A 26613-nucleotide genomic window follows, 5' to 3' on the forward strand; every position below is an offset into this window, starting at 1 on the left:
ACAATACTAAAAAAGTATTTTGTCAAGTTTAAAGAAACAGTCGAGCAGTTTAACTGAAAAAGCTGGAATTTCATCTCCTGAAATCACCAATGTTTCAGCTATAAATCAAATTAAAAACAAACGCAGACAACAACCTACAGCTGAAGAATTAATTTCAGGAATACTTTCAGGAAACAGGACTTCTCTAAGTCGTGCAATCACACTCATAGAAAGTACCAATCCTGAACATGCAGAAAAAGCAAACCAAATTATAAAGGGTTGTTTGGCTCATGCCAATAAATCGGTTCGTGTTGGAATTACTGGTGTTCCCGGAGTTGGAAAAAGCACTTTTATTGAAGCTTTCGGAACCTATCTTACGCAATTAGGAAAAAAAGTGGCTGTTTTGGCAGTTGATCCAAGCAGTTCAATTTCGCACGGAAGTATTTTGGGAGATAAAACCAGAATGGAAGAATTGGTAAAAGATGAAAATGCTTTCATCAGACCGAGTGCATCTGGAGAAAATCTGGGCGGTGTGGCGCGCAAAACCCGTGAAGCAATCATTTTATGCGAAGCTGGGGGTTTTGACACGATAATTATCGAAACTGTTGGCGTTGGACAAAGCGAAACTGCAGTTCACAGTATGGTTGACTTTTTTCTTTTGTTAAAAATTTCCGGTGCTGGTGACGAACTTCAGGGTATCAAACGCGGTATTATGGAAATGGCTGACGCAATCGTAATCAATAAAGCTGACGGAGATAATATCAAAAAAGCCAATCAGGCAAAATTAGAATTCAATCGAGCTTTGCATTTATTTCCACCAAAAAAATCAAATTGGCAACCAAAAGTTACCACTTGCAGTGCAATTGCAAAAGAGGGTATTTCGGAAATATGGAATACTATTTCTGACTATTTCGAAATGACAAAAGAATCTGGATTCTTTCAGGAAAAACGACATGAACAAAATCAGTTTTGGATGATGGAAACCATCAATGAACAATTAAAATCAAATTTCTATAATCAACCGGAAATTATTTCTTTATTAGAACAAAACAAAAAAGCAGTGCAAAATGATGAAATTTCACCTTTTGCAGCTGCTTCTGAGTTATTGAAATTTTATTTTAGTAAAGATACAAAGTGACAAAGTTTCAAAGTGGCAAAGTTTCAAAGTGGCAAAGTTTCAAAGTGGCAAAGTTTTTTCTCTGCTTTGAACCTTTGTTACTTTGTCACTTTGAACCTATTTTTTCCTAAGTTTATATTTACTTTCTTTATATAAATTTCCTGCTGTTATCACGTGAGCTAAAGCATCTTTTGCTAAATCTTCATTTAATTTTACAGGAATTAAAGTTGTATCATTTTTGATTTCAAATTGAAGCGGTTTCAAATTTGGCTGCATGATTACAACCTGATTTTCTACTCTAAATGCATTGATATCATTAAACTGCATAATTGATCTTCCTTGTACTTTTTGATCTAGTTTCGTAAGATTTCTTCCAACCATTGGAGTTTCGAACGGAATTCCTAAATACCCTAATAATGTTGGCGGAATATCGATCTGACTTGCTAATCTGTCATAGACTGCACCTTTTGCAACTCCAGGTCCCATAATAAATGCCGGAATATGGAATTTATTAATTGGCACTAAATTTTTCCCGTAAGTTCTTGTATTATGATCCGCGATTACGATGAAAATTGTGTTTTTAAAATACGCTTCTTTTTTAGCCATTTCGAAGAATTTTCCAATTGAAAAATCAGCATATTTCATAGCATTATTAACCGTTGCCGGTTTTTTATCGTAAGGTTTTATTCTTCCTGCTGGATATTCAAAAGGTTCGTGATTTGAAGTCGAGAACATCAAAGAGAAAAATGGCTTATTTCCTTTTGACTTGAAATACTGATTGGCTTTCGTAACCAAATCTTCATCGGAATAACCCCAAGTTCCTTTGAAAGCATATTTATTTCCGTCTGATTCAAAATCCGTTTGATCTACAATGTCACTGAAACCATTTCCGTTGAAAAACGAAGCCATATTGTCAAAATTAGCCATTCCACCATAAATGAAACTCGTGTCATATCCTTTTTGTTTTAAAGCATCAGCAAGTGTAAAAAATCCTTGTTGAGAATTCCCAAGTCTGACAACGCTTTCAGAAGGCGAAGGCAAAAATCCTGTTACAACTGCCTCGATTCCACGAACACTTCTGGTTCCTGTGCAGTACAAATTGGTGAATAATGTTCCTTCCTTTGATAACTTATCAAATTCCGGAGTTAAAGGTTTTCCTCCCAAAATTCCAACATATTCAGCGCCTAAACTTTCCTGAAGGAAAATAACCAAATTATACGGTTTTTGTCTCACTGAATCCGGTTGTTGTACGTGAAGAAACGGAATTTCAGCATCGGTAAAATCGTTTGGACCTGCAATCATGTATTTTTTCACACGAGCAATTGCTTCGGCTTCATCCATTTTACCGTACATTTTTGTGTTTGCTTCATTTTTAATCGAATAAGCGGCAAAAGCAACAGTATAAAAAGAATTTAAGCCTAAAGTATTTGTTAACTGATCAGTAGAAAAAACTGCATTACTGGCATTAATTGGTCGTTTTGAAGTTAGACTTGAACGCGCACCAAAAAACAATAAAAAAGCCAATAATGGAAAAACCATTAATTTGAATTTATAATCTGTAGCTGAAGTATGAAAATATTTTTTTCCTTTTTTGATAGCAAAATACAGCACAATTCCCAAAATCAAAAAGGAAACGATAATTGAAGTTAGATAACTTTTTAAAAGCATTCCAACAACCTCTTTTGGGTAAATTAGATAATCTAAGAAAATTTTATTCGGGCGAGTATCATATTGTTTTACAAAATCAGGCGAAGCCAATTCAACAAAAAGAATCAGAAAGAGAAACAAGAAACTGTAAATCACCAAAAATTTGTTGGTGAACTTTATTCCTTTATTTGGAATAAAAGTAATCAGGGCAGCCGGAAGAAATGATAAATAACAAAGTAAAATCATATCCATTCGCAGACCGATTGGGAAAATATACCAGAAATTTGGCGTTTCGACTACTCTATCTTTAAAAATAAAAAATAAAACAAGGCGGCTTAAAGTAGTAATCAGCAATCCGATTACTATAAAATTAAAAATGGGTTTTAAGTAACTTAATTTTTTCATTGAACGATTTACATTATTTTAAGACTAAGGAACATTATAAGGCAAAACGAGAGTTTATCTCTACTCTTCGTAACGATTAATTTCTCTGTCATAAAAATCATTTGCTTTTTCGATCAAGCCTTCCATTTCGGCATTTAATTCAGCTTCATCAAGATCCTCAGCTTCTTCTAAAAACTCAACCTCATCATCTTTTAAATTGATAATAAATCGAGGATAATCTAGATGAATGATGAAAATATCATCTGGAAAATCAGTATTGTCTCCAAGTAAAAATTTAGGTAATTCCATTATATTTATTTTTTAGTATTTGTTATTATTTTTCACAGATTTATAAAAGAAATACAATCTGTGATTTATCTTTTATCAAATTTAATTATTTGAATCTGAATTAATGATTAATCTCTTTGTTAAGTAGTGGAAGCGAATGTACAGAAAAATTGCTGCTGTTGTTAAACCCGCCAAAAGTCCAATCCAAACTCCCTGCGCTTTCAGTTCTGTATGTTCTCCAAGATAATACGAAATTGGAAAACCAATCACCCAATAGGCTACAAAAGTGATGTACATAGGAATTTTTACATCTTGCAGACCGCGCAAAGCACCTAAAACCACAACCTGAATTCCGTCAGAAATTTGAAAAACTGCAGTTATTAAAAGCAATTTTGATGCAATGCTTACTACTTCAGCATTATCCAAAACTTGTCCGCTGTTTTCCATTTTCAAAAATATTGGAGGCAGATACTCGTGGAAAGCCACAAATAAAACTGCAAAAACCGTTTCAATAATAATCGCCAGTAAAAAAATAGAGCGTGCCACAATCACTAATTTTTTAAAATCCTGTAAACCTCTTTGGCTACTAATTCTAATCATTGAAGTTACACTTAATCCCATCGCAAACATAAAAGTCAATGATGCAAGACTCAATGCAACCTGATTGGCTGCCTGACTTGTCTTGCCAATATTACCGCAAAGCCAAACCGAAGCAGAAAACAGTACTACCTCAAAAAGCATTTGCATAGCAGATGGAAACCCGATTCGGGCTATTTTTTTTATAGTTGTTTTTTTTATTTCACTAAAACTGAATTTTTTGAAAAATCGTTTTAAATCATTTCGTCCGGAAAGCATAATATGCATAAACATCACTAAAAATATTCTTGAAATTACAGTTCCAAGTGCGGCACCAATGATGCCCATTTTAGGAAAAATCCAGATTCCGTAAATTAAGACATAATTAATTCCGACATGCAGGACGTTGGCCATAATCATAGCATACATAGAATATTTGGTCAAAGACATTCCGTCTGCAAATTGTTTATAACCTTGGTACACAATCAAAGGAATTAAAGAAAATGCAACCCAATCTAAATAAGGTTTTGCAAGTGTTATAACATCAGCAGGCTGATTCATTACTTCCATCATTGGCTTTGCCAAAACTATTACCCCAAAAAGTACCAATCCTAAAATAGTGCACAAAAACAAACCATGATGAAAAGCAGAACGAATTTTGGTGTCATTATTTTCGACATTACCTTCAGCAACAATTGGCGTAATTGCTGTCGAAAAACCAATTCCAATTGACATTGCCACAAAAATCATCGTATTTCCCAATGAAACCGCTGCTAATTCAGTTGCTCCAATTTTACCTACCATAATATTGTCGACAATACCTATTAAAGTATGCCCGACCATACCTAAAATCACAGGATATGCCAGTCTGAAATTATACGAAAACTCTTTTGTGTACTGCTTTAAATTCACTTCTATTTTATTTTGTCGGCAAAGATAGTCAGAAGCTTGGAATTCTTTCCTATCAATAAAAAGATATCCAATTTTTAAGGCAAAATTAATTACACCCTAATATTATGTAACGATTTTTAAAAATTATATAACAAGCTCCAAAGGCCTTGATTATACTTTTACATTATTAATAATTCAAAAATATATGCCATGAGAAAAGTACAAATGTTATGCCTAGCTGCTTTTGCATTTTTATTCGCCAACACTGCTGTCGCTCAGGACAGCGCAGCAACAAATTACGATCAGGGATTTAGATTAGGATTTGGGATCAATGGAGGAATTCCAACAGATAACGATTACGACTGGTCACTAGGCGGAGATGTTCGTTTACAATATGATTTGTCAAAAAGAACATCGCTGACACTAACAACGGGATTTACAAATTTATTTATGGGAAAAGATGAACTTGGAAATAACGTAAAAGATCTTGGATTCATTCCTGCAAAAGCAGGTTTTAAAGCCTTTGTTTGGGAAGACCAATTTTATGTTTTAGGTGAAATCGGTGCCGGTTTTGCAGTAACAAACGGTTATGATCAAACCACTTTTTTATGGGCACCCGGAATTGGATACGCAAACAAATACATTGATTTGAGCGTACGTTACGAAGATTATCACGATTTCAGAACCAACCAGGTAGCATTGCGTGTTGCTTATGGTTTTGACTTATAAAAGTTAAGGTTTAATTTATTTTTTGTTTTTGGTATGAACCCGGCAGATAGCACAGTCTGCCGGGTTTGGTGTTTTATATAGAATAGTAAACCCGACAGATTTTGAAAATCTGTCGGGTTTAAACTCATAACTCATAATTTCTAATTCATAACTCTTTAGAATATTTTTTATCTGTCAGCGTTTTCATAAAAGTAATCAATTGTTTTTTCTCTTGATCAGATAAGTTCAATTTATCTTCTGGCAATGTCTGATTTGGAATATCAAAACCTTTCCCTAAACCTCCGCCTTCATTATAAAAATCGATTACTTCTTCTAAAGTTTTATAAACACCATTATGCATATATGGCGCTGTAAGTTCAATATTTCGGATAGTTGGCGTTTTAAACGAATTTTTATGAATCGCCGCTTGCGTTATAACAAATTTGCCTAAATCGCCATCGAGTTTTTTATTTCTATCTGGAACACCTAAAATTTCGCTTTCAGACCTATCAAAGTTTGGCGGTACGGTGCCATTTGTTAGCGGAATAAAATGACATGTAGCACATTTGGCTTTTCCTGCAAATAAATTAAAACCTGCTTTTTCATCAGCAGTAAAATTTGTTTTGTTTTGCATAAAACGATCAAATTTAGAATCGTATTTGCTTAATGATCGTATATAAGATCCCAGAGCATTTTTGATCGCAAATTCATTTATTTCTCCTTTTGGAAAAGCTTTTTTGAAAGACTGCACATATTGAGCATTTTTTTGAATCGCCAAAGCGGATTTTTCTAAAGAGCCATGCATTTCGTTTTCATTTTTAATCACTGCAACTGCCTGATCTTCGAGATAACTCACTCTTGAATCTGCAAAAAATACACGCTGAAAAGCGATGTTTGAAAGCGTTGGCGTATTACGCTGAATCATCGATTTTCCGTCTAATGAAACCGCTCTTTCCAATCCGTCAGTAAATGCTTTATCTGCATGATGGCATGAAGCGCAGGAACGTGTGTTGTTTCCGGATAAAACAGGATCATTAAATAACTTTTTGCCTAATGCAATTTTTTCTGGTGTTGTTTTGTAATCGGGAAAACCCGAGAAAGCTTCTGGATCAAAGGCATCTTTATCAAATAACGTCTGAGCCGTAACTTTTAATCCGCGCTGTTCCTTCATTAATGAAATTCCTAATTCAGACTGTGTTTTAAAAAGTCCTCTGCTTAACGGATTTAAAATTTCATTGATAAAATAAGCACGATCAAAAGCATTAAAATTGGTATTTGCTTTTAGATATTTTTTCCCTTTTTCAAAAATCTGAAGTACTTGTTTTGAATTTTCTGCATTTTGATTTTCTGTATAAACACGATAATATCTTTCGATAGTTTCTAACGAAACCTGAGCCTCAGGAAGTGAATTTAGCACAACTGGTGAATCAAATCCGGTAATTCCTAAAGTAACAATTCGGTATACTTCTAATCGCATGGCGTCAAAAACATGAGCATCAGTCAATTCATTGGAACTTGAAACTTTTTCTAACCGAATTAAATTGGCAGATAAAACACCCAATTCCTGAATTAATTCTTTTTTATTCGCTTTGCTGTATTTCGGAAAAACCAATTCTTCAATAACCTGAAATCCTTCGGGCGGAACCGTTACTTTATCATTTTCTTCAAACTCACTTATCGCTGGACCATTAATCGATTTTGAAACTGCAGGCGAATAATACTCACTTATCATTTCGACCTTTTTATAACTTTCGTGCGCTTCCAGAAACTGTCGCTGAATTTGTGTTTCAGTCGAATCTTCTTGCACAGAATATTTCAGCTTTGCAACTTTTTCAATTAATGAAGTAATATCTTTCTGAAATAATTCATTTACTTCTTGATGTTTGCTCTTTTTTTGACAGGAAACAAAAGCCATCAAAAACAACAAACAATATATTTTTTTCATGATTTTATGAGAATTAAAAAGAAGAATATTTAGAAAAACAGAAACCACTACCTCAAAATCGAGATAGTGGATTACTGTTTTATAATGACTTAAAAATTTATCTCGCCAAACCTTTAATAACTACAATTTGACTTGCTTGTTGTTCGTTAGGACGGTTAGTTCCTCCATCAACTCCTTTATATTTTGCACCAGTCCAAGTATGTGGCTGAACGCTTAACATAAAAGTATCAGCAATACCAACTTGCTCCGAAACATCAATCAAAGCACCATATTCCCAATCTCCAAATTTTGAAGTTCCACCTACGTTGTATTTTGCAGCATCTGTTGCAGTACGACGGTGATCTAATTCAACTACAACTTTTAAATCTTTTGTAGCAATGTTGTATTGATAAATGTAGGCATCGTGAGTTTCGTCACCATATCCGTTTGCATCTTCCTGCACGTAAACGTAGTTTTTAGTTACACAGATATTATCTGGATTTTGAAATTTACCAGCAATTCCGCTTCTATTGTCACCATCAAGGATTACTTCCAAAGTTCCTTTTAACGGGTCAGCAGCATCAAGATTTAGTCTGTAAACTCTTCCGTATTTCGTTCTTGAACCATCAGCATTTGTTCCTGTTGTTGCTTGTCCGGTTACGTTAAAATACAATTCACGATCTGCATTGCTTCCACCTTTACGGTAATCCAAATCCTCAACACGTCCAAATTTGATTCCTTTTAAAGTATTTACTGCAGCATTAATTTGCGCACCAGTAAGTGTTGTATGGTTATCGATTTTCACAAAAGAAACTGGATAAGTTTTGCTAACTTCCATGTCTTTCTCTCTTTGATTATCATCATTTCTTTTAAGCATGTATAAAGAACCATTTGTTAAATCACCAACAGTATTTGATACATACATAAAAACCTGACCTCCATAAGTTCCAGAATCGTCATCGCCAATTACTACAACTGTTTTACCGCTGTAGGCAGAAGTACGTAATGGCAAAGCATTCTCAGCACTTAAACGTCCAAAACCAGCTAATTCTTTAGATACAGATGCAGAACCTACATCTCCATAAGGATTTAATGCATGTGTACGAGATTCTTCTCCAGATTCTCCACAAGTCAAATAAACTGGTCCAAAACCATGTTCTGCCTGAGTTGCCATTGTAGCACCACATAATCTCCAAGTTCCTCCGCTAGAATTTAATAAATATTCTCCTTTTGTAGGTTTGAATGTTTTATCAAGCGTAATTCTTGAAACGGCAAAGTTATCTTCGTTGTTTACTAAAAAAGTAAATGTTCCGTCTGTGTTTTTCAATAAACCAGAACCATCCGCAGAACCACCAAAAACAAAGTTTGGACTATCTGGGAAAACATCATCTGAACTAAAAAGAGAATAAATTTTTAAATTTTCAAAACCTGCCTGCGCTTTCAATAAACTTGGCGTTACAGACTGATCTTTCAAAACAACATTTGTTGTTTCACTGTCGTCTTTAGAATCGTTATTACAAGATGTAAGTACCGACCCTAAAATCATTAGAGGTAGAATAATTCGTTTCATAAGCTAAAAGTTGGTTTTATTTTTTTACAAAGTAAATCCCATCATTTTAACTAAAAATGATTTCCATATTATCAAAAAAACAAGACTTTTACCACAAAACGCATTTACTGAAAGAAAATTTAACAATAAATTAGTAATACAAAATTCTCATAAACTTTCAGTAACATTCAAACGAAAAAAAGAGCCTTATTTTAAGACTCTTTTTTTAATTGTGCTTTATAAGCTTCAAAATTGGCTTTTATTTTTTCATCCAGTTCTGGTTCCTTAATATCAGTATGTTTTTGCATTTCTTCCCAAATTATTTTGGCTACAATGTATCGCGCCATTTCTTTATCATCAGCGGGAACAATATACCACGGCGCATAGTCTGTCGAAGTTTTATTGATTGCTTCCTCATAATACTTTTGATATTCATCCCAATGTTCGCGTTCCTTTAAATCGCCTGGCGAAAATTTCCAATGGTGTTTTTCTTCCTCCAAGCGGCGCAACAAACGTTCTCTTTGCTCCTCTTTGCTCAAATGCATATAAAACTTCATTACTATAGTTCCGTTTTGCGAAATATGCTTTTCAAAATTATTAATCTGTTCAATTCTGTTTTCCCAAAAAGCAGGCGTAATATCTTCAACCGAATTAATTCCCGGCAAATTTTCACCCAAAATATATTCTGGATGCACGCGCGTTACCAACACATTTTCGTAATGCGTTCTATTAAAAATCGCAAACTTTCCTTTTTCCGGCAAAGCAATATAATGGCGCCATAAATAATCGTGTTCCAATTCGGTTGAATTTGGCGTTTTAAAACTATGCACCACAACTCCACGCGGATTAAATTCTTTAAAAACTTCCCTGATCAAACTATCTTTTCCCGAAGTATCCATTCCCTGCAAACAAATTAAAACCCCGTATTTATTGTGCGCATACATGACATCCTGCAAATTGCTCAACTTTGCCTGAACCTTATCTAGTTTTTCTTCTTTTTCATCATCATCGGCATCAATATTTAATAAAGTCGGAATCTTGCTTAGTTTTATTTTATCTGTAACTTTAAAATCTTTCGGATCTATTGATTTCATATATTTTGATTTTTTTATATCATAAATATACTATTTTTACGTAGCACATTCCTGCTATTCATTGCAATACTTTTCAATAAATTGCTTTTTTCCAAAGCCATAACAAGAGCTTCCGCTGGTCGCTTTGTTCTGTCAGGAAAAAATGCAATTTCTTTTCAAAGTATTTCCATTGCTATCAGGGCTAGGCAGTTATTTTCAAAACAACATTCATGGAAAAATTCACCTTAGAAATATTATTTCAAATCATCGGAATCGGTTCGGCATCAGGATTATTTTATAACAATGACGCACTTTACATTATTGGCGACAACAGCGGATTTCTTTACGAATACAATATTCAGAATCAGCAATTAAACCAACATCCTTTAATTGACAATCCGACGCAAAATATTCCGAAAAACTTAAAACCCGATTTTGAATCCATTACGCATCATAATGATACATTGTACGTTTTTGGTTCCGGCTCCACCGAAAACCGAAACAAAATGATTGAGTTTGACATCAAATCCAAAAAGGTTTTACAGAAGAATAATTTAGTCGATATATACGGTTTAATGCAAAGTTTTGGCGAAATAAAACCAGAAGATTTCAATTTGGAAGGTGCGATTTTCGATGGCGAAAACTGGTATTTATTCAACCGAGGAAATGGCGTTTCAAACAAAAACACGATTTTCACCATTCACGCCAAAAGCCTTGGAGAAGAATTCGCTTTGATTGCTGTCAATTATAAACTTCCAAAAATCAAAGGTGTTCGTTCCAGTTTTACCGATGCGATTTTAGTCGAAGACAAAATCTATTTTCTTTCAACTGCTGAAGATACCAAATCAACTTACGACGACGGCGAAATTCTGGGAAGTTTCATCGGAAGAATCGATGTCAAAACCATGAAAATTGATTTCACACAAAAAATAACTTCAACTAATAAATTTGAAGGTTTGACTTTCTATAAAAAAGAAAACAACAAAATTGAGTTTTTACTTTGTGAAGATAATGATACTGATGTTTTAGAAACTAAGATTTTTAAATTGACTTTGCCGATTAAGTAATTTTTTTAACCTCATTTTATGTCATTTCGACGAAGAAAAAATGACAAGATCATAAAAAGTTGAAATCCAAGCTAAATAATAAATCCCCAAAACCTACAACCAAAATAAATGCTCAACATTTCAAATTCTGCCAAGAAACCAGCTTTAATTATCAGCATTTTACTTTCTGTACTTCTTCCGGTTCTGGCTATTTATTTTTCTTTATTATTTAAAAATATCGGAATCAGTCATGAAATTCAATTTTACATCTCGAGATTTGCAATTTGGATTTCCTTGTTGCTACTATTTTTATATTCGCTAAAAATAGAAAAACAGCCTTTTTTGCTTTGGCCGGAAACTGAATATTCTTTTCCTGATTTCACAATGGCATTTTTCAAAACTTTTGTAAAATTGTTTATTGCGGTATATTTTACCGGGCTTTTAATAATGTTATTTAAAATTACTGGCGAAAGTGCAGTATTGCAAAAAGCTTTGGCACTTTTTAAAAAGAGCTACATTTTACTTTTTTTTACTTGCGTCACCGCAGGTATTACAGAGGAATTAATTTTCAGAGGTTATTTAATGCCAAGATTAGAACTGCTTTTTAAAAACAAAATTCTGGCTATTATTATTTCCAGCGTTTTGTTTGGATTACTGCATATTGGTTACGGAACATTGCTGAATGTCATTGGACCAATTGTTATTGGACTCGTATTTGCAATTCAGTATGAAAAATACAGAAACATTAAAATTCTGATAATCTGTCATTTTTTATGGGATCTTTTTCTTTTGATGGCAAAAACATAAAAAATCAGATTCGAAATAAAACCCACAAAAACAACACTTTAGAAAATAATTTCAACTATTTTTATATTTATTTCATCTTCATCCCAACCTTTTTATCTTTTTCGCTCTCTTTATAAATAAAGACCAACATTGTGATAAACGAAACGCTAATTTCTAACTGCAAAAAAATGAACCGAGATGCCCAGCGTCAGGTTTATGAGCACATGGCTCCAAAATTGTATCGCGTTTGCAAACGATACCTGAAGAAAGAAGAAGAAATTGAAGAAGCTCTGGCCGACGCTTTCTATACCTTATTTACCAAATTAGACCAGCTCAAAGAAGACAAAGCTTTTGAAGCTTGGGCCAGAAAAATTACCGTTAATCACTGTTTGGCAACCATCAGGAAGAACACTAATTTCAATATGTATCTTGATGATGTAAAAGTGCTTGCACAACCTTTTACAGAAGAAATGAACGAGTTAGAAGAGGAAGATTTACTCAATTTATTAAACCATATTCCGGATGGATGCAAAACGGTTTTCAACCTTTTCGTTATTGAAGGTTTCGGTCACAAAGAAATAGCAGCAATGCTGAATATTTCTGAAGGCACTTCAAAATCACAATTGAATGCGGCCAAAACCAAATTAAAAGATCTGGTTAATAAATTGTATTATCAAAAAGCAAAATAGTCATGGACAATCAAGATAAAATATTCGATAGATTTAAAGAAGCCGCAGAAAATGCTCCCGCAAAAGATTTTCCGGGAATGGAAAAAGTCTGGTCGCGCGTTGAACAAAAACTCGATAAAAAAGAAGATAAAAAAACAATTTCTCTTTGGAAAAAAATTGCAGTTGCGGCATCACTTTTATTAGTTATCTCATTAAGTTATCAATTTCTGAAAACAGATAAAAAAGCAACTTTAGAAAACACAGATCAAGTTGTAACCAATGATACACAAAATCAAACAACTAAAAACAATTCGGCAGAAAAAAGTAGTTCGCCAGTTTCATCAGATTCACAATTAGTTCCAAAAGAAGAAGGTGCGGCAATTTTAGAAAATCAGATAAAACATAAACAAAGCGTTGCAATTCAGGAAACGACGGGTTCAGGCACTACAGAAGAATTAGCATTACCAATAAGCACCGGAACCCAAGAAGTGATTGTAGCAGCAAATGAAGAAAACGCTGACGAAGAAAGTGACAACATCGTTTCTAAAAAAGAAGTGACGCCACAAATGGGTTATTCAAGTTATCCTGAAAGAGAAGCGGCAAAAGTTGCTTTTGCCGACAAACAAGCGGCAAAAGCTAAAAAAAGTGCTCCTTTAATTATTATGAACGGAAACGCAATGGCGCATAGCGATGATGCAAAAAGAGATAAAATGATGCAGGCAGAACTTCCTAATGTGCAACCTGAAAATGTAGAATCATTAGTAATTCTGGATGAACCACTTTACATTATTGACGGGATATATTATTCGGAAAATGATTTATTCGGAAAAAATCCAACGAGCCCTTATGCGCCGTTAAATCAGCAGGATATCAAAACAATAACCATTTTACAAGACCTTGAAGCTACTGAAAAATATGGCGAAAAAGGAAAAAAAGGAGTTGTAATAATTACAACAAAAACAGGAAAACCAACTCTGAAAAAATAATCTCAAGCTTTGTCAAAGTCTGCAGCTTTGACAAAGCAAAATCAAAACATTAATTCTTAAAACTTATTATCATGAAAAGTCTAAAACTTATTTCATCAGCCATTGCTATGCTTATATGTTTCGTAACCATGGCACAAGAAAGAACTATTACTGGAATCATTACAGATGAAACCAAACTGGCTGTTCCGGGAGTAAACATTTTTAATCAGGCTTCTAAAGCAATTGCCACAACTGATTTCGATGGAAAATATAGTATTCAAGCTAAAACAGGAGATATGCTGGTTTTTACCTTCATTGGATACAAAAAACAAAGTCAAAAAGTTCAAAATTCAAATATCATCAACATAAAACTTTTTCCAGAATCTTCAAGTCTTCAAGAAGTTGTAGTTGTTGGCTATGGCACAAGTGAGAGCGCTTCTGATTACAGTGCAAGAAGCTATGAGAGAGCGGAAAGAAGAAGAGAAAAAAAGGAGGCTAAACAGGCTGCCGCCTCTGTTGCTTTACAAGGAAGAGCTGCGGGACTTCAAGTTCAAAGCAATGTTGGATATGTTGCAAATTCAAATTTTCAAATGCCACGAGAATCTCCATCCATTTCTCCAAAAAATGAACCAATGTATATTATCGACGGAGTTCCTGCAAAAGCCAATCAAATGGCAAAAATTAATCCGAACGACATTAAAGATTTAAAAGTGCTGAAAGACGAAGCAGCAACTTCTATTTATGGCAGCAAGGCTTCAAATGGCGTTGTCGTGATTTCGACAAAAAATGAAATGTATAAAAACCTTTCAGAAAAAGAATTGGATAAAAAATTAAATATTATCCCAATTCCAACTGAACCAACTCAGGAAGATTATGATTCTTTTGTAGAAAATGCTTTCGAAAGCCCAAAGACTGCTCCGCTTTCTACTTTTTCAATAGATGTTGATAATGCTTCGTATACTAATATCAGACGCTTTTTAAACAACGGACAACAAGTTCCGAAAGATGCTGTTCGCGTAGAAGAAATGGTTAATTTCTTTAAATATACTTATCCACAGCCAAAAAATGAACATCCGTTTTCTATCAATACAGAAGTAAGCGATTCTCCTTGGAATTCAAATAATAAAATTTTAAAAATTGGTTTGCAAGGGAAAAATATTCCAACCAATGATTTACCAGCTTCAAATCTTGTTTTCCTGATTGATGTTTCAGGCTCAATGGGCGATATGAACAAATTGCCTTTATTAAAACAATCGATGAAAATTTTGGTAAACGAATTGCGAGCAAAAGATAAAGTATCAATTGTCGTTTATGCGGGAGCTGCCGGAATGGTTTTACCTCCTACTTCTGGAGACGAGAAAACAACAATTATCAATGCATTAGATAACTTACAGTCTGGCGGAAGTACTGCTGGTGGCGCGGGAATCGAATTAGCTTATAAAACAGCAACAGAAAATTTCATTAAAGGTGGAAATAATCGTGTGATTCTGGCAACTGATGGCGATTTTAATGTTGGAAGCGCTTCTAATTCGGATATGGAAAAATTAATCGAAGACAAAAGAAAAACAGGCGTTTTCCTAACTTGTTTAGGCTACGGAATGGGAAATTACAAAGACAGTAAAATGGAAATTTTAGCTGATAAAGGAAACGGAAATTATGCCTATATCGATAACATTCAGGAAGCGAATCGTTTTTTAGGAAAAGAATTTAAAGGTTCGATGTTTGCTATCGCGAAAGATGTAAAAATCCAGATAGAATTCAACCCAAAACAAGTTCAGGCGTATCGTTTGATTGGTTATGAAAATAGAAAATTGCGTCCGGAAGATTTTAAAAATGATGCAATTGATGCGGGCGAATTAGGTAGCAATCATACTGTAACAGCTTTGTATGAAATTATTCCGGCAGGTGTAAAAAGCAATTATTTAGCTGAACAGCCAGATGATTTAAAATACACAAAAACAGAACCAAGTTCAAACAATTACAGCAACGAATTGGCAACCATAAAATTCCGTTACAAAAAACCTGACGGTGATAAAAGTATCGAAATGGTTCAGACAATTGAGAATAAATCGGTTGCTTTGGAAAAATCCAGTGATGATATGAAATTCAGTTCTGCCGTAGCTTGGTTCGGATTGAAATTGAGAGATTCAAAATTGATTGCTGACAAATCTTCTGAAGAAATTGTGAAATTGGCGAAGCAAGGAAATTCAAATGACAGCGAAGGTTATAAAGCTGAATTTATTCGTCTTGTCGAAGGTGCGAAACAATATAATTAATAGCTAAACATGAAAACAATAAAATTTATTTTATTCATTTTTCTGGTTAGTTATGCCGCAAACGCACAAGATAAAACAGCATTGGAAACAAAAGATACAATAGGAAAAACAAAAAATTCTCCTATTACTAAGGAAACGCAAATTCAAACTGCTGTCATAATATGCGGTCCCTCGAGATCTACACTCATTGAGTTATTGTATGTATTGAACGGCAAGATTATAGATCAAGTTCAATTTAGTAAAATTAATCCGAATGCCATTGAGTCACTAAAAGTTTTGAGACCAGAAGAAGCTAAATTAATTTACGGAGAACAAGGCAAAAATGGCGCAATTATAATCATTAGTAAAAAATGAATTTTATCATCCTTAAACAAATATAAAAACCTCAGCGATTAACAAACGTTTTACTACATTTGGCTTTCATTAAAAAAATCAATTTTACACGCATATGAACCCAATTTTAAGCCAAAATCTATTTTTAGTAAAAGAACATATCGGAATGTTCAAAGCCTCAAATAATTACGATATTTATAATCCCGAAACGAATCAGATTATCATGAATTGCCGTGAAAATAATTTGGGCTTTTTTACCAAAATATTACGTTTCACCGATTATAAAAGAGCAACGCCATTTAATGTTGAAATCACAACGGCTTCTGGTGAAAAATTAATTACTGTAAAAAGAGGAATTGCTATTTTCAGATCGACTGTTGAAGTCTTAGACGAAAAAGACAGACTGATTGGAACTTTCAAACAAAAATTCTTCTCGTTTGGTGGAAGATTTGAAATTTTAGACAAAAATGAAAAACCTGTCGCAACACTTCAGGGAAAATGGACAGGCTGGGATTTTAAATTCTCTCATGAAAATAAGCAACTAGCTCAAGTAAGTAAAAAATGGGCTGGATTAGGAAAAGAGTTTTTTACCAGCGCCGATAATTATGTTTTACAAATTGAAAATACTGTTGCAGCCGATAGTTCGCTGAGACAATTAATCTTAGGAGCCGTGATGTGCATTGACATGGTTCTGAAAGAATAAAAAAGGTGTTAAACTTAGATTAAGAAAGCACTGAAAGCATCATTTTAGGAAGCAAAAACTGTATTTTTGTGTAACTCAAATGATGCTTTCTGCATTTCTAAAAATACTATCATGACAGACTTAAAAAATAAAACTGCCTTAATTACCGGGGCAGGAAAAGGAATTGGAAAAGCAATTGCAATTGCATTAGCCAAAGAAGGTGTAAATGTAATTTTAATTGCCAGAACTCAGGCCGATGTTGACCAACTTGCAGATCAAACAAATAATCTGGGCGTAAAATCTTTGGCTTTGGCAGCCGATGTTTCAGATATGAATTCAATAAATTCTGCTGTTCAAAAAGCTTTGGCAGAATTCAAAAACATTGACATTTTAATTAATAATGCCGGAATTGCTTCTTTTGGAAAATTCTTAGAATTGGAACCAAGCGATTGGGAAAAAATCATTCAGGTGAATTTAATGGGAACGTACTATACTACTCGTGCCGTTATTCCAAACATGATTGAAAGACAAACTGGAGATATCATCAATATTTCATCAACTGCAGGTTTGAACGGAAACCCATTGACAAGTGCTTACAGTGCCTCTAAATTTGCTGTTTTAGGATTAACAGATTCTTTGATGCAGGAAATGAGAAAACATAACATTAGAGTTTCAGCTCTTACACCAAGTACCGTTGCAACAGATTTGGCAATAGACTTAAATTTAACCGATGGAAATCCTGAAAAAGTAATGCAATCTGAAGATATTGCCGAATTATTAATCGCTCAGCTTAAATTAAACCGAAGAGTATTTATCAAAAATAGCGCTATCTGGTCAACTAATCCTTAAAAAGCATTTCTCTGACAACTTTGTCAAAGTTTTAAACTTTGACAAAGTTCCTAACTGCCTTAACATAAAATCAAATGGAACAATATTTAAGACAATTAATTGCGATAGAATTTCAGGATAAAAAAGAAATTTTTACCGGATTTCTTATTGATTATTCTGACGATTGGATTTTACTTCGAAATAATCCGGTTGATTATATTTTGGATGGCTTTGTTATTTTAAAGAATAAAAATATCGAAGCGATTCACCGAGATGAAGATCTCGTTTTTACCGAAAAAGTTATTCGCCTAAAAGGAATAAATATTAATACAGAAGATATTATCCCTATTCAGGATTTGAATGCTATTGTAAATTTTCTTGATAGAAAGTACACCATTTTTCAGATTGCTAAAAAATCTTCAAAAGCTGTCTATTTGGGCAAACTGATTTCTCTTACACCAGATGAACTATTAATTGATTTCCTTGAAACAAAAGGTAAATTTGGTGGTGAATTAGGTTTTAATCCTGAAAAAATTAGAGTTATTGAATTTGATACAGATTATATTAATTCTTTGAAATTAGTGATTCCTGAGGATCGGAAATAAATTTTTATAAAAACAAAAAGCGTATAATTTTTAAAAAATTATACGCTTTTTGTCATTCCGAGGAACTATTCGCAAAATTGGATTATCTTAAGATTTTAAGCTTCCGCCAATTTATTCACAAACTCCATACGAACACTTCCGTCTTCGTCAATTTTAGTTAAATTGATTTCTTGCAAAGTATTTACCAATTCTGGATTCCAAGGTGTTTTTACTTTTACGTAATTTTCTGTGAAACCGTGAATATATCCTTCTTTATTCTCTCCTTCAAAAAGAACAGTTCTTTGCGTTCCTAATTGACTTTCGTAAAAAGCACGGCGTTTTTTAACCGATAATCCACGAAGCATTTTACTACGTTTTGCACGAACATTTGCAGGTACAACGCCATCCATTTCCGCAGCTTCTGTATTATCTCTTTCTGAATACGTAAATACGTGTAAATATGAAATATCTAATTCATTTAAGAAATGATAAGTTTCTAAAAAGTGCTCATCAGTTTCTCCAGGAAAACCTACAATAACGTCAACACCAATGCAGGCATGAGGCATTACCTCGCGAATTTTGCTTACGCGATCAATGTAAACTTCGCGCAAATAACGGCGTTTCATCAATTTCAAAATATCATTGCTTCCTGATTGCAGCGGAATATGAAAATGCGGTACAAAAGTGCGGCTTTTAGAAACGAATTCAATTGTTTCGTTTTTTAATAAATTCGGTTCAATTGACGAAATTCTTAAACGCTCGATTCCTTCCACTTTATCTAAAGCCTGAACTAAATCAAGAAAAGTATGTTCGTGTTTTTTATTCCCGAATTCTCCTTTTCCATAATCTCCAATATTCACTCCAGTTAGAACAATTTCGCGAATATTTTGAGCCGAGATTTCTTTGGCATTTTTCAAGACATTTTCTAAAGCATCACTTCTAGAAATTCCTCGTGCTAATGGAATTGTACAATACGTACATTTATAATCGCAACCATCCTGAACTTTCAAGAAAGCACGTGTACGATCTCCAATGGAATAACTTCCAACATAAAAATCGGCCTCAGCAATTTCGCACGAGTGAACTTCACCCATATCGTTTTTGCTTAAATCATGAATATAATCGGTGATTTTAAATTTCTCGGTCGCACCTAAAACCAAATCAACACCATCAACAGCGGCCAATTCTTCAGGTTTTAATTGTGCATAACAACCAACAGCAGCAACAAATGCTTTTTCATTAAGTTTCATTGCTTTCTTGACAACCTGCTTAAACTGTTTGTCAGCATTTTCAGTTACAGAACAGGTATTTATTACATAAATATCGGCAACTTCTTCAAAATCGACGCGGTCAAAACCTTCGTCATTAAAATTTCTGGCGATTGTAGAAGTCTCTGAAAAATTCAGTTTACAACCCAGCGTATAAAAGGCAACTTTCTTTCTATTTTTCATAATTTTCTTAAATTAATGAAATCGTTGTCAAAAAATTTAAGGGTGCAAATTTACAAACAATATTTGTAAAAGAAAATTCAATAATCGACTTCGTTTCAACAATTTGCATAAATTAGAGTTTTATTAAAAATAAAATACACTTAATGGTTGCAAAAATTTTGAAAAACAATATTTTTTTCGAACTTTACGTTATATAATTCAATAAGAATTAAATGACAAAAATATCGATTAAGTGCAAATTTCATCGATTAAATACATTTTTTTTCGATTTAAATTGAAAAAATCTTACATTTACTAGAGCTAAATCCTTAATTGAAATTTAGCGCGATTTGTAAATCATAGAACGTATTGATTAATTTAATAATAAATCGGACATAACAATTTTGAATTTCAATCGTTATGTTGTTGTTTTGTGTTACAAAATGAAATGGGAAAGCCGAAAACCAAAGAGAGTAGGCAAAATAAATTTACAAATACCACACTTTATGAAAGCATTTTTACCCACAATCTGCTTGATGTTCTTAGCCATTTTTAGTTCCCAAGCGCAAACTAATGCTGCCCCAGCAACAAATCCATTTCCATCTATCAGTACTTTAACGACTTGGGCAAGTTTAAACTCTCAGCAACAATTTGACGTTGCTATTCGTGCCGTTGGTTTTAAATTTGAAGTAAAAGAACCTGGTGCAGAATCTACTGCCTATACTTATATTCGTAAAGTAACCGTAAATGAAGTAAATTACACAGACAGAATTGTTTACAGAATCACAAATAATAATTCTGCAAGCATTATTTCCCTTGTTACAGCTTCTACAGACTTAGTAAGTTTGTACACACCACAATTAGCAACTTTCAAAAACAACAATTGCAAAACTGAAATGTCTAAAGACAAAAACACTACTTGCAGCTGTTACGAAAGTGCTGCTTATGCAATCGATCTTTGCGACGAGCGTGTAAAATTAACAATGGGTGACGGAAATAAATATTTTGTTTCTGTAGCTAAAAAATAAAAAATTAAGAAACGACGTTTTCCAAATCTTTGCAAAACTTTCTAAAAGCTTACAAAGATTTGGAACGCATTTCTTAGAAAATTATAAGTTTGGATTTTTCATTTCATACCAGACTTCAATTTCTCCTTCATGTTCAAAAGAGTTTACAAATTGTAGACCTAGTTTCTCCAGAATTCTTCTTGAATTTTCATTTCCAGCATCAGCGTACGCATAAAGCGCTTTTACTTTCATTTCATTGAAGGCATAATCAACAAATGCTTTTCCGGCTTCGGTTGCATAACCTTTTCCCCAATGCTTTTCAATAAAGCGATATCCTATTTCGTAGAAATTTTTATAGCCATTAATTTCATCAGTAATAAATTTTATCCCTGACCAGCCAATAAATTCATTTGTTTCTTTAAGAATGACAGCATATCGGCCCGTTCCAAAATCTTTGTATTGTTTTTGAGCAAAATGAATATATTCAATACTTTGTTCAAGATGTTTTACAGGATTATTATCCAAAAAAAGATGGACATTTGGGTTTGAATCCAATTCGAACATTCCATCAGCATCTGAAAGAAGAAATTCCCTTAAGATCAAACGTTCTGTTTCGATTGGATTTTTCATTTTAATTTAGTTTAAAATATACTTTTGAACCACCTCAGCAACTCCATCATCATTATTTGAAGCGACAATCAAATCGGCTCTGTCGCGTAATTCAGGTGTTACGTTATCAACCCAAACGCCAAGACCAGCATATTCTATCATCGTCAAATCATTTCCTGCATTTCCAACTGCAATAATTTCTTCTTGACGAATGTTTAGTTTTTGAGCTAAAAAATGCAAGCTTGCCGCTTTGTCAATTCCCTGTTGTGCAGCTTCAAGGAAAAAAGGTTTTGACATTGAAACACTTAAATGTGGCATTTTAGCTTTCAAATCTTCTTCTAATTCCTTCAATTCAGACGGTTCTTTTAACAGAATACATTTTACAGCAGGTCTATCTACATAATCTTTAAAACTAGAAACCAAAAGATGAGGCATTCCTGTAATTTCTTTTTCGATTTCTATAAATTCAGAATCAGTTTCGCTTATAATTTCGTCGTCTAAATAGGTAATGATATGTGTATTCATTTTCACGCTGTAATCATACAAATCGTGAATTTGTTCAACAGTTAATTTCTGTTCAAATAAAACAAGATCGTCTTTTGCCTGGCTTATAATAGCGCCGTTAAACGAAATTATATAAGAATCATTCAGATCCAGTTCCAATTCCTTAGCATAAGCCGTCATTGCCGAAGTAGGTCGACCAGAGGCCAAAACCACATACACGCCTTTTGCCTGAGCTTCTAATAATACTTTTTTATTTAAATCTGAAATTCTATGATCGTCTGTCAACAAGGTATCATCCATGTCGAGCACTAACATTTTGTATTGCATTCTAATTTTCTTAATTTAAACTAAGATTAAATACTCATTCTGAAATTTTCAATAACAGGATTTGCTTTTGCAAAATCGGTTTCCTGAATAAAAACCTCAACTGCCAAATCTGTTCCGCCAAAACCTCCTAAACGAGCTGACTGGATATTATCTTTTTTTACTGTTTCTACTCCCGCTTCTTCTAATCTTTCCTGTAAAGCAATTGCTAATACTTCACTTCCTGAAAACACCTTCATTAATCCCATAACATTCTATTTTTTATTGTAAAATTATTTTTAATTCTTCCTGAAAACTTTCATTTTCATTCATTCCGATATGTCCTTGTTCTTTTAAGGGATAAAAATGCCCTTTATTACCTAAAATTTTATTTAAGCGAATTGAATTTTCAACTGGAATTAGCTGATCATCCAAACCATGAAAAATATAAATCGGCGCTTTAACTTTTGGTAAAAATTGATACGTTTCTAAGTGAAATTTCTTCATGAAATCAGGAAAAAAACGAACTTTAGTTCCTGATAATTCTGTGAAACTAAAATAAGGCGATTGCAGTATTAACGCTTTTGGATTATTTTCTGAAGCTAAAATTGCTGCTAATCCGGAACCAATTGAATAACCCGCAATGATAATTTTATTTTCAGAATATTTTTGACGTAATTTTTTATACGCAACAGCAACATCTTTATTTAATTGTTCCTCATTCTCAATTTCGCCTTCGCTTTTTCCAAAACTGCGGTAATCCAGAATAAAAATATCATATCCTAAATTAGTATACGTTTTCGCAATTTTCCCCCAGGTTTCTAATGTTCCTGCATTTCCATGAAGATAAAACACAAGTCCTTTTGAATTTTCAGCCTTAAACAACAAACCATTTAAGTGTACACCATCAAATGATTTAATATTCAGTTCTTCAAAATTGCTTTGATAATCAAATTGATAATCTTTTGGAAGAGCAACATTTTGAAACACCATTCCAACTTGATTAAAATATACGTATGAAACGACAATTACATAAATAACAACAAAAAACGCCAATAGCGCAATTGTCAAAAATTTAAGTGTATGTATCATTTCCAGAAATATTCTAAGATTTTTACTCCTCTTCCTCTACGTCATCTTCCTCTTCATCCAATTCTTCTTCGCCTTCTTCATCCATATCGAACAAATAAGGTTCAAGCAGCATTTTATCAGCTAGAATTTCAACACGTTCTGTTAGGTTTTCAGTAAAAATTAAACGCTGTGTTTTAGTAATACTATTCGAAATACGCATAATTTTAGGTTCATGGCGTAATTTCAAAATTGGGTCTGCATCATCCAAAATAAACATTTTTAGACGATTCACATTATAACCTGCCGTACTAAACATATCATTTAATTTGGTTGGAGTTCCGATCAAAACATCGATTCCGGTAGAAATATAGTTTTTATCATAATCCATATCGCCTTTTTCATTTACACCGTAAACTTCTAAATTGGTGTATTTTCCATATTTCTCAAAAAGCTCAACCATTTCCAAAACCTTTGCTTTGTCTTCAACAATAATCAAAGCACGTGGAGATTCTTCTGTTTTTCCAGCCAATTGCTGAATTACATTTAAGACAATTGTCGTTGTTTTTCCACTTCCGTTTGGAGAAACAATAATGGCATCAGCCCCACTTTTGATAATCGAAAAAGTTTCCATCTGCAAAACATTTGCTTCTGTTAAACCGTTTTCAATAAGTCCGTCCTGTAATTTTTCGTTTATTTTTTTTAGTTTCATTTTTTTATGCTTTAAGCTTTAAGCACTAGGCTATAAGCTAAATATCTAATTTTTAAAGCCTAAAGCCTATTGCTTATAGCCTATTGCGCGAAGCATCTATTTGCTTGCGAACATTTTTACATCACCTTCAGAGATTTCGTTTCCTCCCAAAATGATTAATCTTTCAATTACATTTCGAAGTTCACGGATATTTCCTGTCCAATCATATTCCTGCAATAATTTTATGGCTTGCGCCGAAAATCCTTTAACAGCATTTCCTTGTTCCGAAGCAATTTTTTCAGCAAAATGCGAAATCAAAGCCGGAATATCATCACGTCTTTCATTCAATGGCGGAACTTTAATTAAAATAACCGCAAGACGATGGTATAAATCCTCACGGAAACGACCTTCGGCAATTTCTGTTTTTAAATCTTTATTTGTTGCCGCAACTACGCGAACATCTACTTTAATATCTTTATCAGCACCAACTCTGGTAATCATACTTTCCTGAAGCGCCCTTAGAACTTTGGCTTGCGCCGAAAGGCTCATATCACCAATTTCATCTAAGAAAATAGTTCCTTTATCTGCCGCTTCAAACTTTCCTGCACGATCTTTCACCGCCGATGTAAAAGCACCTTTTACGTGACCAAACAACTCACTTTCAATTAATTCACTCGGAATCGCCGCACAGTTTACCTCAATTAAAGGAAAATTAGCACGTTCGCTTTTTTCATGTAATTGATGCGCTACTAATTCTTTTCCAGTTCCGTTTGGTCCCGTAATTAGAACTCTGGCTTCAGTTGGTGCCACTTTATCTATCATCACTTTAATATGATTAATAGATTCGCTGTCACCAATCATTTCGTAATTTTTACTGACTTTTTTCTTCAGAATTTTATTCTCAACAACTAATTGTTTTTTGTCTAAAGCATTACGAACCGTATTCAATAAACGATTCAAATCTGGCGGTTTTGAAATATAATCAAAAGCCCCCAAACGCATCGTATGAATCGCCGTTTCCATATCGCCATGACCTGAAATCATGACCATCGGAATTTCCGGTTTTATCTTTTTTACTTCTTCTAAAACCTCAACACCGTCCATTTTTGGCATTTTGATATCGCACAAAACCAAATCGTAATCGTTGTTTTTTATTTTTTCAAGTCCCGCAACGCCATCTTCAGCTTCATCAACCTGATAGGAATCATTTTCTTCTGATAATATTTTTACCAAAACTCTTCTGATCGCTGCTTCGTCTTCTACAATTACTATTTTACTCATTTTTTTGAGGTTCTAAGGTTCTGAGTTGCTAAGGTACTAAGGTTTTTCTGCAAGAAGCTAAAATCTTAGCATCTTAGAACCTTAGCAACTTTAAAAAATTAATATTTAAGCCACTTATACAATTCTTTCCACGTTGGTTTTTTGCCATACATTAAAATACCTACACGGTAAATTTTTGCAGCGAACCAAACAACAAGGAAAAATGTAGCAAACAATAATGATACCGAAATTGCGATTTGCCACCACGGCACGCCAAACGGAATACGCATTAACATAACAATTGGTGAAGTCAGTGGAATCATCGAAAATACAACTGCCACGGTTCCGTGCGGATCGTTTACAACTGTAAAAAATCCAATATAAACACTCAAAATCAAAGGCATTAAAATTGGTAGCAGAAATTGCTGAGAATCGGTTTGATTATCAACTGCCGCTCCAATTGCAGCGTAAAATGAGCTATATAGAAAATATCCACCAATAAAATAAATTACGAATCCAATAATGATACTCGCAATTGGCAGATTCCATAATTCAGCAATATACATTTGTGCTGAACCTGATAATTGATGTTGTGCAGATTGCATCATTTCTGGAGAAATTCTGGCTGTTGGGCCTACATTTACTCCAAAAAAAGCTGAGGCTGCAAACATTAATCCTAAACCAATTATCGCCCAAATCATAAATTGCAGAATTCCTGCCAATGAAGTTCCGACAATTTTACCAATCATCAATTGAAATGGTTTTACTGATGAAATAATGATTTCGATAATTCGGTTTGTTTTTTCTTCGATTACGCTTCGCATTACCATATTTCCGTAGATGATAATAAACATCATAATCAAATAACCAAATGCACCGCCTATTGCGATCTTTATTTCATTTAAACCTTTTAAACTCTCTTCTCCTGAAGCTTTTACCAAATGAATATTTACATCTGATTGTGCTTTTTGAATTGCCAAAGTATCGAGTTTTGCTTCTTCAAGATTTAACTTTGTAATCTTTGACGCTATAACATCCTGCGTATTTTCAATAAAGGAAATACTCGGACTATTATTTGAAATAAATTCTATTTTACTTTCTAAATCTTTAAGATTATTTGTTTTTGGAATAACAATTAATCCGCTGAAATCTTCTTTTGTAATGCTGTCTTTTAAAGCCCTTACATCAATTTCAGACAAATTCAGATATTTATATTCTCCTTTTTTTTTGTTTTGTTTCACAAAATCATTGGCAAAAAGTCCGGTTTCGTCATGAATAGCAATTCTTTTTGTTTCGGCTTTCATTGAACTCAGATAACCAATAAAAATGGCTATCGCAACAAATAAAAGCGGACTCAAAAAAGTCATGACAACAAAAGATTTATTGCGGACTTTGGCAATAAATTCTCTTTTTATAATTAATGAAATAATACTCATT

The 26613-nt window shown here is 33.5% G+C and carries 26 protein-coding genes; 12 read left to right on the forward strand and 14 right to left on the reverse strand.

Features of this window, described 5'->3' with window-relative positions; all coding sequences use genetic code 11:
• Positions 1 to 19 precede the first annotated feature (19 nt).
• On the forward strand, positions 20 to 1117 hold the full coding sequence (gene meaB / locus FN795_RS14475) for a methylmalonyl Co-A mutase-associated GTPase MeaB (RefSeq protein ID WP_142451247.1): 1098 nt from the start codon (positions 20 to 22) through the stop codon (positions 1115 to 1117).
• Positions 1118 to 1213: 96 nt separating this feature from the next.
• Here the strand turns inward: meaB and FN795_RS14480 are convergent, their stop codons facing one another.
• The 3 genes from FN795_RS14480 to FN795_RS14490 form a co-directional block, all read right to left on the reverse strand.
• Entirely contained in the window at positions 1214 to 3148 is a 1935-nt protein-coding gene (locus FN795_RS14480) for an LTA synthase family protein (protein ID WP_142451248.1), read from the reverse strand.
• A 60-nt stretch (positions 3149 to 3208) separates the two neighbouring features.
• Positions 3209 to 3436 carry a hypothetical protein gene (locus tag FN795_RS14485; protein WP_026984926.1) on the reverse strand — a complete coding sequence of 76 codons (228 nt, stop codon included), beginning with the start codon at positions 3434 to 3436 and terminating at the stop codon, positions 3209 to 3211.
• 81 nt (positions 3437 to 3517) lie between these two features.
• Positions 3518 to 4903 carry an MATE family efflux transporter gene (locus FN795_RS14490; RefSeq protein ID WP_142451249.1) on the reverse strand — a complete coding sequence of 462 codons (1386 nt, stop codon included), beginning with the start codon at positions 4901 to 4903 and terminating at the stop codon, positions 3518 to 3520.
• 189 nt (positions 4904 to 5092) lie between these two features.
• Between FN795_RS14490 and FN795_RS14495 the strand changes: the two genes are divergently transcribed.
• Entirely contained in the window at positions 5093 to 5611 is a 519-nt protein-coding gene (locus FN795_RS14495; RefSeq protein WP_142451250.1) for a hypothetical protein, read from the forward strand.
• Positions 5612 to 5756: 145 nt separating this feature from the next.
• Here FN795_RS14495 and FN795_RS14500 read toward each other — a convergent pair whose 3' ends face one another.
• The 3 genes from FN795_RS14500 to FN795_RS14510 form a co-directional block, all read right to left on the reverse strand.
• Entirely contained in the window at positions 5757 to 7535 is a 1779-nt protein-coding gene (locus FN795_RS14500) for a cytochrome-c peroxidase (RefSeq protein WP_142451251.1), read from the reverse strand.
• Between the two features lie 97 nt (positions 7536 to 7632).
• Complete coding sequence (locus FN795_RS14505) at positions 7633 to 9084, reverse strand: PhoX family protein (protein ID WP_142451252.1); 1452 nt, start codon at positions 9082 to 9084, stop codon at positions 7633 to 7635.
• Between the two features lie 191 nt (positions 9085 to 9275).
• Complete coding sequence (locus FN795_RS14510; RefSeq protein WP_142451253.1) at positions 9276 to 10157, reverse strand: PPK2 family polyphosphate kinase; 882 nt, start codon at positions 10155 to 10157, stop codon at positions 9276 to 9278.
• Positions 10158 to 10366: 209 nt separating this feature from the next.
• On the opposite strand from FN795_RS14510, the gene FN795_RS14515 reads away from it, so the two are divergent.
• The 9 genes from FN795_RS14515 to FN795_RS14555 all read left to right on the forward strand — a co-directional run bounded on the left by FN795_RS14515 (position 10367) and on the right by FN795_RS14555 (position 18325).
• Positions 10367 to 11203, forward strand: a complete 837-nt coding sequence (locus tag FN795_RS14515) for a DUF6929 family protein (protein WP_142451254.1) — start codon at positions 10367 to 10369, stop codon at positions 11201 to 11203.
• A 108-nt stretch (positions 11204 to 11311) separates the two neighbouring features.
• Positions 11312 to 11989 (forward strand): CPBP family intramembrane glutamic endopeptidase, encoded by a 678-nt coding sequence (locus FN795_RS14520; RefSeq protein WP_142451255.1) that lies wholly within the window; start codon positions 11312 to 11314, stop codon positions 11987 to 11989.
• A gap of 167 nt (positions 11990 to 12156) precedes the next feature.
• Entirely contained in the window at positions 12157 to 12657 is a 501-nt protein-coding gene (locus FN795_RS14525; protein WP_154275336.1) for an RNA polymerase sigma factor, read from the forward strand.
• Positions 12658 to 12659: 2 nt separating this feature from the next.
• The gene (locus tag FN795_RS14530) at positions 12660 to 13622 is read left to right on the forward strand and encodes a hypothetical protein (protein WP_142451257.1); all 963 of its coding nucleotides are present in this window, start codon (positions 12660 to 12662) and stop codon (positions 13620 to 13622) included.
• 71 nt (positions 13623 to 13693) lie between these two features.
• The gene (locus tag FN795_RS14535; protein WP_142451258.1) at positions 13694 to 15877 is read left to right on the forward strand and encodes a VWA domain-containing protein; all 2184 of its coding nucleotides are present in this window, start codon (positions 13694 to 13696) and stop codon (positions 15875 to 15877) included.
• A gap of 9 nt (positions 15878 to 15886) precedes the next feature.
• Positions 15887 to 16231, forward strand: coding sequence for a TonB-dependent receptor plug domain-containing protein (locus tag FN795_RS14540; protein WP_142451259.1), 345 nt, complete (start codon positions 15887 to 15889; stop codon positions 16229 to 16231).
• A gap of 94 nt (positions 16232 to 16325) precedes the next feature.
• Complete coding sequence (locus FN795_RS14545) at positions 16326 to 16913, forward strand: LURP-one-related/scramblase family protein (RefSeq protein ID WP_142451260.1); 588 nt, start codon at positions 16326 to 16328, stop codon at positions 16911 to 16913.
• A 111-nt stretch (positions 16914 to 17024) separates the two neighbouring features.
• Positions 17025 to 17741, forward strand: a complete 717-nt coding sequence (locus FN795_RS14550; RefSeq protein ID WP_142451261.1) for a 3-ketoacyl-ACP reductase — start codon at positions 17025 to 17027, stop codon at positions 17739 to 17741.
• A 74-nt stretch (positions 17742 to 17815) separates the two neighbouring features.
• Positions 17816 to 18325: a hypothetical protein gene (locus tag FN795_RS14555; RefSeq protein ID WP_142451262.1), complete on the forward strand. Its 510-nt coding sequence runs from the start codon at positions 17816 to 17818 to the stop codon at positions 18323 to 18325.
• Between the two features lie 95 nt (positions 18326 to 18420).
• On the opposite strand, the gene mtaB is transcribed toward FN795_RS14555, so the two are convergent.
• The gene (gene mtaB, locus FN795_RS14560; protein ID WP_142451263.1) at positions 18421 to 19755 is read right to left on the reverse strand and encodes a tRNA (N(6)-L-threonylcarbamoyladenosine(37)-C(2))-methylthiotransferase MtaB; all 1335 of its coding nucleotides are present in this window, start codon (positions 19753 to 19755) and stop codon (positions 18421 to 18423) included.
• A gap of 485 nt (positions 19756 to 20240) precedes the next feature.
• Between mtaB and FN795_RS14565 the strand changes: the two genes are divergently transcribed.
• The gene (locus FN795_RS14565) at positions 20241 to 20762 is read left to right on the forward strand and encodes a hypothetical protein (RefSeq protein WP_142451264.1); all 522 of its coding nucleotides are present in this window, start codon (positions 20241 to 20243) and stop codon (positions 20760 to 20762) included.
• Positions 20763 to 20843: 81 nt separating this feature from the next.
• Here FN795_RS14565 and FN795_RS14570 read toward each other — a convergent pair whose 3' ends face one another.
• The 7 genes from FN795_RS14570 to FN795_RS14600 all read right to left on the reverse strand — a co-directional run bounded on the left by FN795_RS14570 (position 20844) and on the right by FN795_RS14600 (position 26612).
• Positions 20844 to 21371: a GNAT family N-acetyltransferase gene (locus FN795_RS14570; RefSeq protein WP_142451265.1), complete on the reverse strand. Its 528-nt coding sequence runs from the start codon at positions 21369 to 21371 to the stop codon at positions 20844 to 20846.
• Between the two features lie 6 nt (positions 21372 to 21377).
• On the reverse strand, positions 21378 to 22181 hold the full coding sequence (locus FN795_RS14575) for a Cof-type HAD-IIB family hydrolase (protein ID WP_142451266.1): 804 nt from the start codon (positions 22179 to 22181) through the stop codon (positions 21378 to 21380).
• A gap of 26 nt (positions 22182 to 22207) precedes the next feature.
• On the reverse strand, positions 22208 to 22426 hold the full coding sequence (locus FN795_RS14580; RefSeq protein WP_142451267.1) for a putative signal transducing protein: 219 nt from the start codon (positions 22424 to 22426) through the stop codon (positions 22208 to 22210).
• 13 nt (positions 22427 to 22439) lie between these two features.
• Positions 22440 to 23249: an alpha/beta hydrolase gene (locus FN795_RS14585; protein WP_244289988.1), complete on the reverse strand. Its 810-nt coding sequence runs from the start codon at positions 23247 to 23249 to the stop codon at positions 22440 to 22442.
• Positions 23250 to 23271: 22 nt separating this feature from the next.
• On the reverse strand, positions 23272 to 23937 hold the full coding sequence (locus tag FN795_RS14590) for a DEAD/DEAH box helicase (RefSeq protein WP_142451269.1): 666 nt from the start codon (positions 23935 to 23937) through the stop codon (positions 23272 to 23274).
• Between the two features lie 96 nt (positions 23938 to 24033).
• Positions 24034 to 25197, reverse strand: a complete 1164-nt coding sequence (locus tag FN795_RS14595) for a sigma-54-dependent transcriptional regulator (protein ID WP_142451270.1) — start codon at positions 25195 to 25197, stop codon at positions 24034 to 24036.
• 98 nt (positions 25198 to 25295) lie between these two features.
• Complete coding sequence (locus FN795_RS14600) at positions 25296 to 26612, reverse strand: ABC transporter permease (RefSeq protein WP_142451271.1); 1317 nt, start codon at positions 26610 to 26612, stop codon at positions 25296 to 25298.
• Position 26613: the final 1 nt, after the last annotated feature.

Origin of the sequence: Flavobacterium resistens, from assembly GCF_900182645.1 — a bacterium.
Classification (GTDB): domain Bacteria; phylum Bacteroidota; class Bacteroidia; order Flavobacteriales; family Flavobacteriaceae; genus Flavobacterium; species Flavobacterium resistens.

Coding starts and splice junctions, on each gene's coding strand:
- FN795_RS14515 (WP_142451254.1), top strand. CDS start 10,367: ATGGAAAAATTCACCTTAGAAATATTATTTCAAATCATCGGAATCGGT.
- FN795_RS14585 (WP_244289988.1), bottom strand. CDS start 23,249: ATGATACATACACTTAAATTTTTGACAATTGCGCTATTGGCGTTTTTT.
- FN795_RS14535 (WP_142451258.1), top strand. CDS start 13,694: ATGAAAAGTCTAAAACTTATTTCATCAGCCATTGCTATGCTTATATGT.
- FN795_RS14595 (WP_142451270.1), bottom strand. CDS start 25,197: ATGAGTAAAATAGTAATTGTAGAAGACGAAGCAGCGATCAGAAGAGTT.
- FN795_RS14590 (WP_142451269.1), bottom strand. CDS start 23,937: ATGAAACTAAAAAAAATAAACGAAAAATTACAGGACGGACTTATTGAA.
- FN795_RS14495 (WP_142451250.1), top strand. CDS start 5,093: ATGAGAAAAGTACAAATGTTATGCCTAGCTGCTTTTGCATTTTTATTC.
- FN795_RS14540 (WP_142451259.1), top strand. CDS start 15,887: ATGAAAACAATAAAATTTATTTTATTCATTTTTCTGGTTAGTTATGCC.
- FN795_RS14500 (WP_142451251.1), bottom strand. CDS start 7,535: ATGAAAAAAATATATTGTTTGTTGTTTTTGATGGCTTTTGTTTCCTGT.
- FN795_RS14555 (WP_142451262.1), top strand. CDS start 17,816: ATGGAACAATATTTAAGACAATTAATTGCGATAGAATTTCAGGATAAA.
- FN795_RS14570 (WP_142451265.1), bottom strand. CDS start 21,371: ATGAAAAATCCAATCGAAACAGAACGTTTGATCTTAAGGGAATTTCTT.
- FN795_RS14550 (WP_142451261.1), top strand. CDS start 17,025: ATGACAGACTTAAAAAATAAAACTGCCTTAATTACCGGGGCAGGAAAA.
- FN795_RS14575 (WP_142451266.1), bottom strand. CDS start 22,181: ATGCAATACAAAATGTTAGTGCTCGACATGGATGATACCTTGTTGACA.
- FN795_RS14565 (WP_142451264.1), top strand. CDS start 20,241: ATGAAAGCATTTTTACCCACAATCTGCTTGATGTTCTTAGCCATTTTT.
- FN795_RS14580 (WP_142451267.1), bottom strand. CDS start 22,426: ATGGGATTAATGAAGGTGTTTTCAGGAAGTGAAGTATTAGCAATTGCT.
- FN795_RS14600 (WP_142451271.1), bottom strand. CDS start 26,612: ATGAGTATTATTTCATTAATTATAAAAAGAGAATTTATTGCCAAAGTC.
- FN795_RS14480 (WP_142451248.1), bottom strand. CDS start 3,148: ATGAAAAAATTAAGTTACTTAAAACCCATTTTTAATTTTATAGTAATC.
- FN795_RS14530 (WP_142451257.1), top strand. CDS start 12,660: ATGGACAATCAAGATAAAATATTCGATAGATTTAAAGAAGCCGCAGAA.
- FN795_RS14525 (WP_154275336.1), top strand. CDS start 12,157: ATGAACCGAGATGCCCAGCGTCAGGTTTATGAGCACATGGCTCCAAAA.
- FN795_RS14510 (WP_142451253.1), bottom strand. CDS start 10,157: ATGAAATCAATAGATCCGAAAGATTTTAAAGTTACAGATAAAATAAAA.
- FN795_RS14505 (WP_142451252.1), bottom strand. CDS start 9,084: ATGAAACGAATTATTCTACCTCTAATGATTTTAGGGTCGGTACTTACA.
- FN795_RS14485 (WP_026984926.1), bottom strand. CDS start 3,436: ATGGAATTACCTAAATTTTTACTTGGAGACAATACTGATTTTCCAGAT.
- mtaB (WP_142451263.1), bottom strand. CDS start 19,755: ATGAAAAATAGAAAGAAAGTTGCCTTTTATACGCTGGGTTGTAAACTG.
- FN795_RS14545 (WP_142451260.1), top strand. CDS start 16,326: ATGAACCCAATTTTAAGCCAAAATCTATTTTTAGTAAAAGAACATATC.
- FN795_RS14520 (WP_142451255.1), top strand. CDS start 11,312: ATGCTCAACATTTCAAATTCTGCCAAGAAACCAGCTTTAATTATCAGC.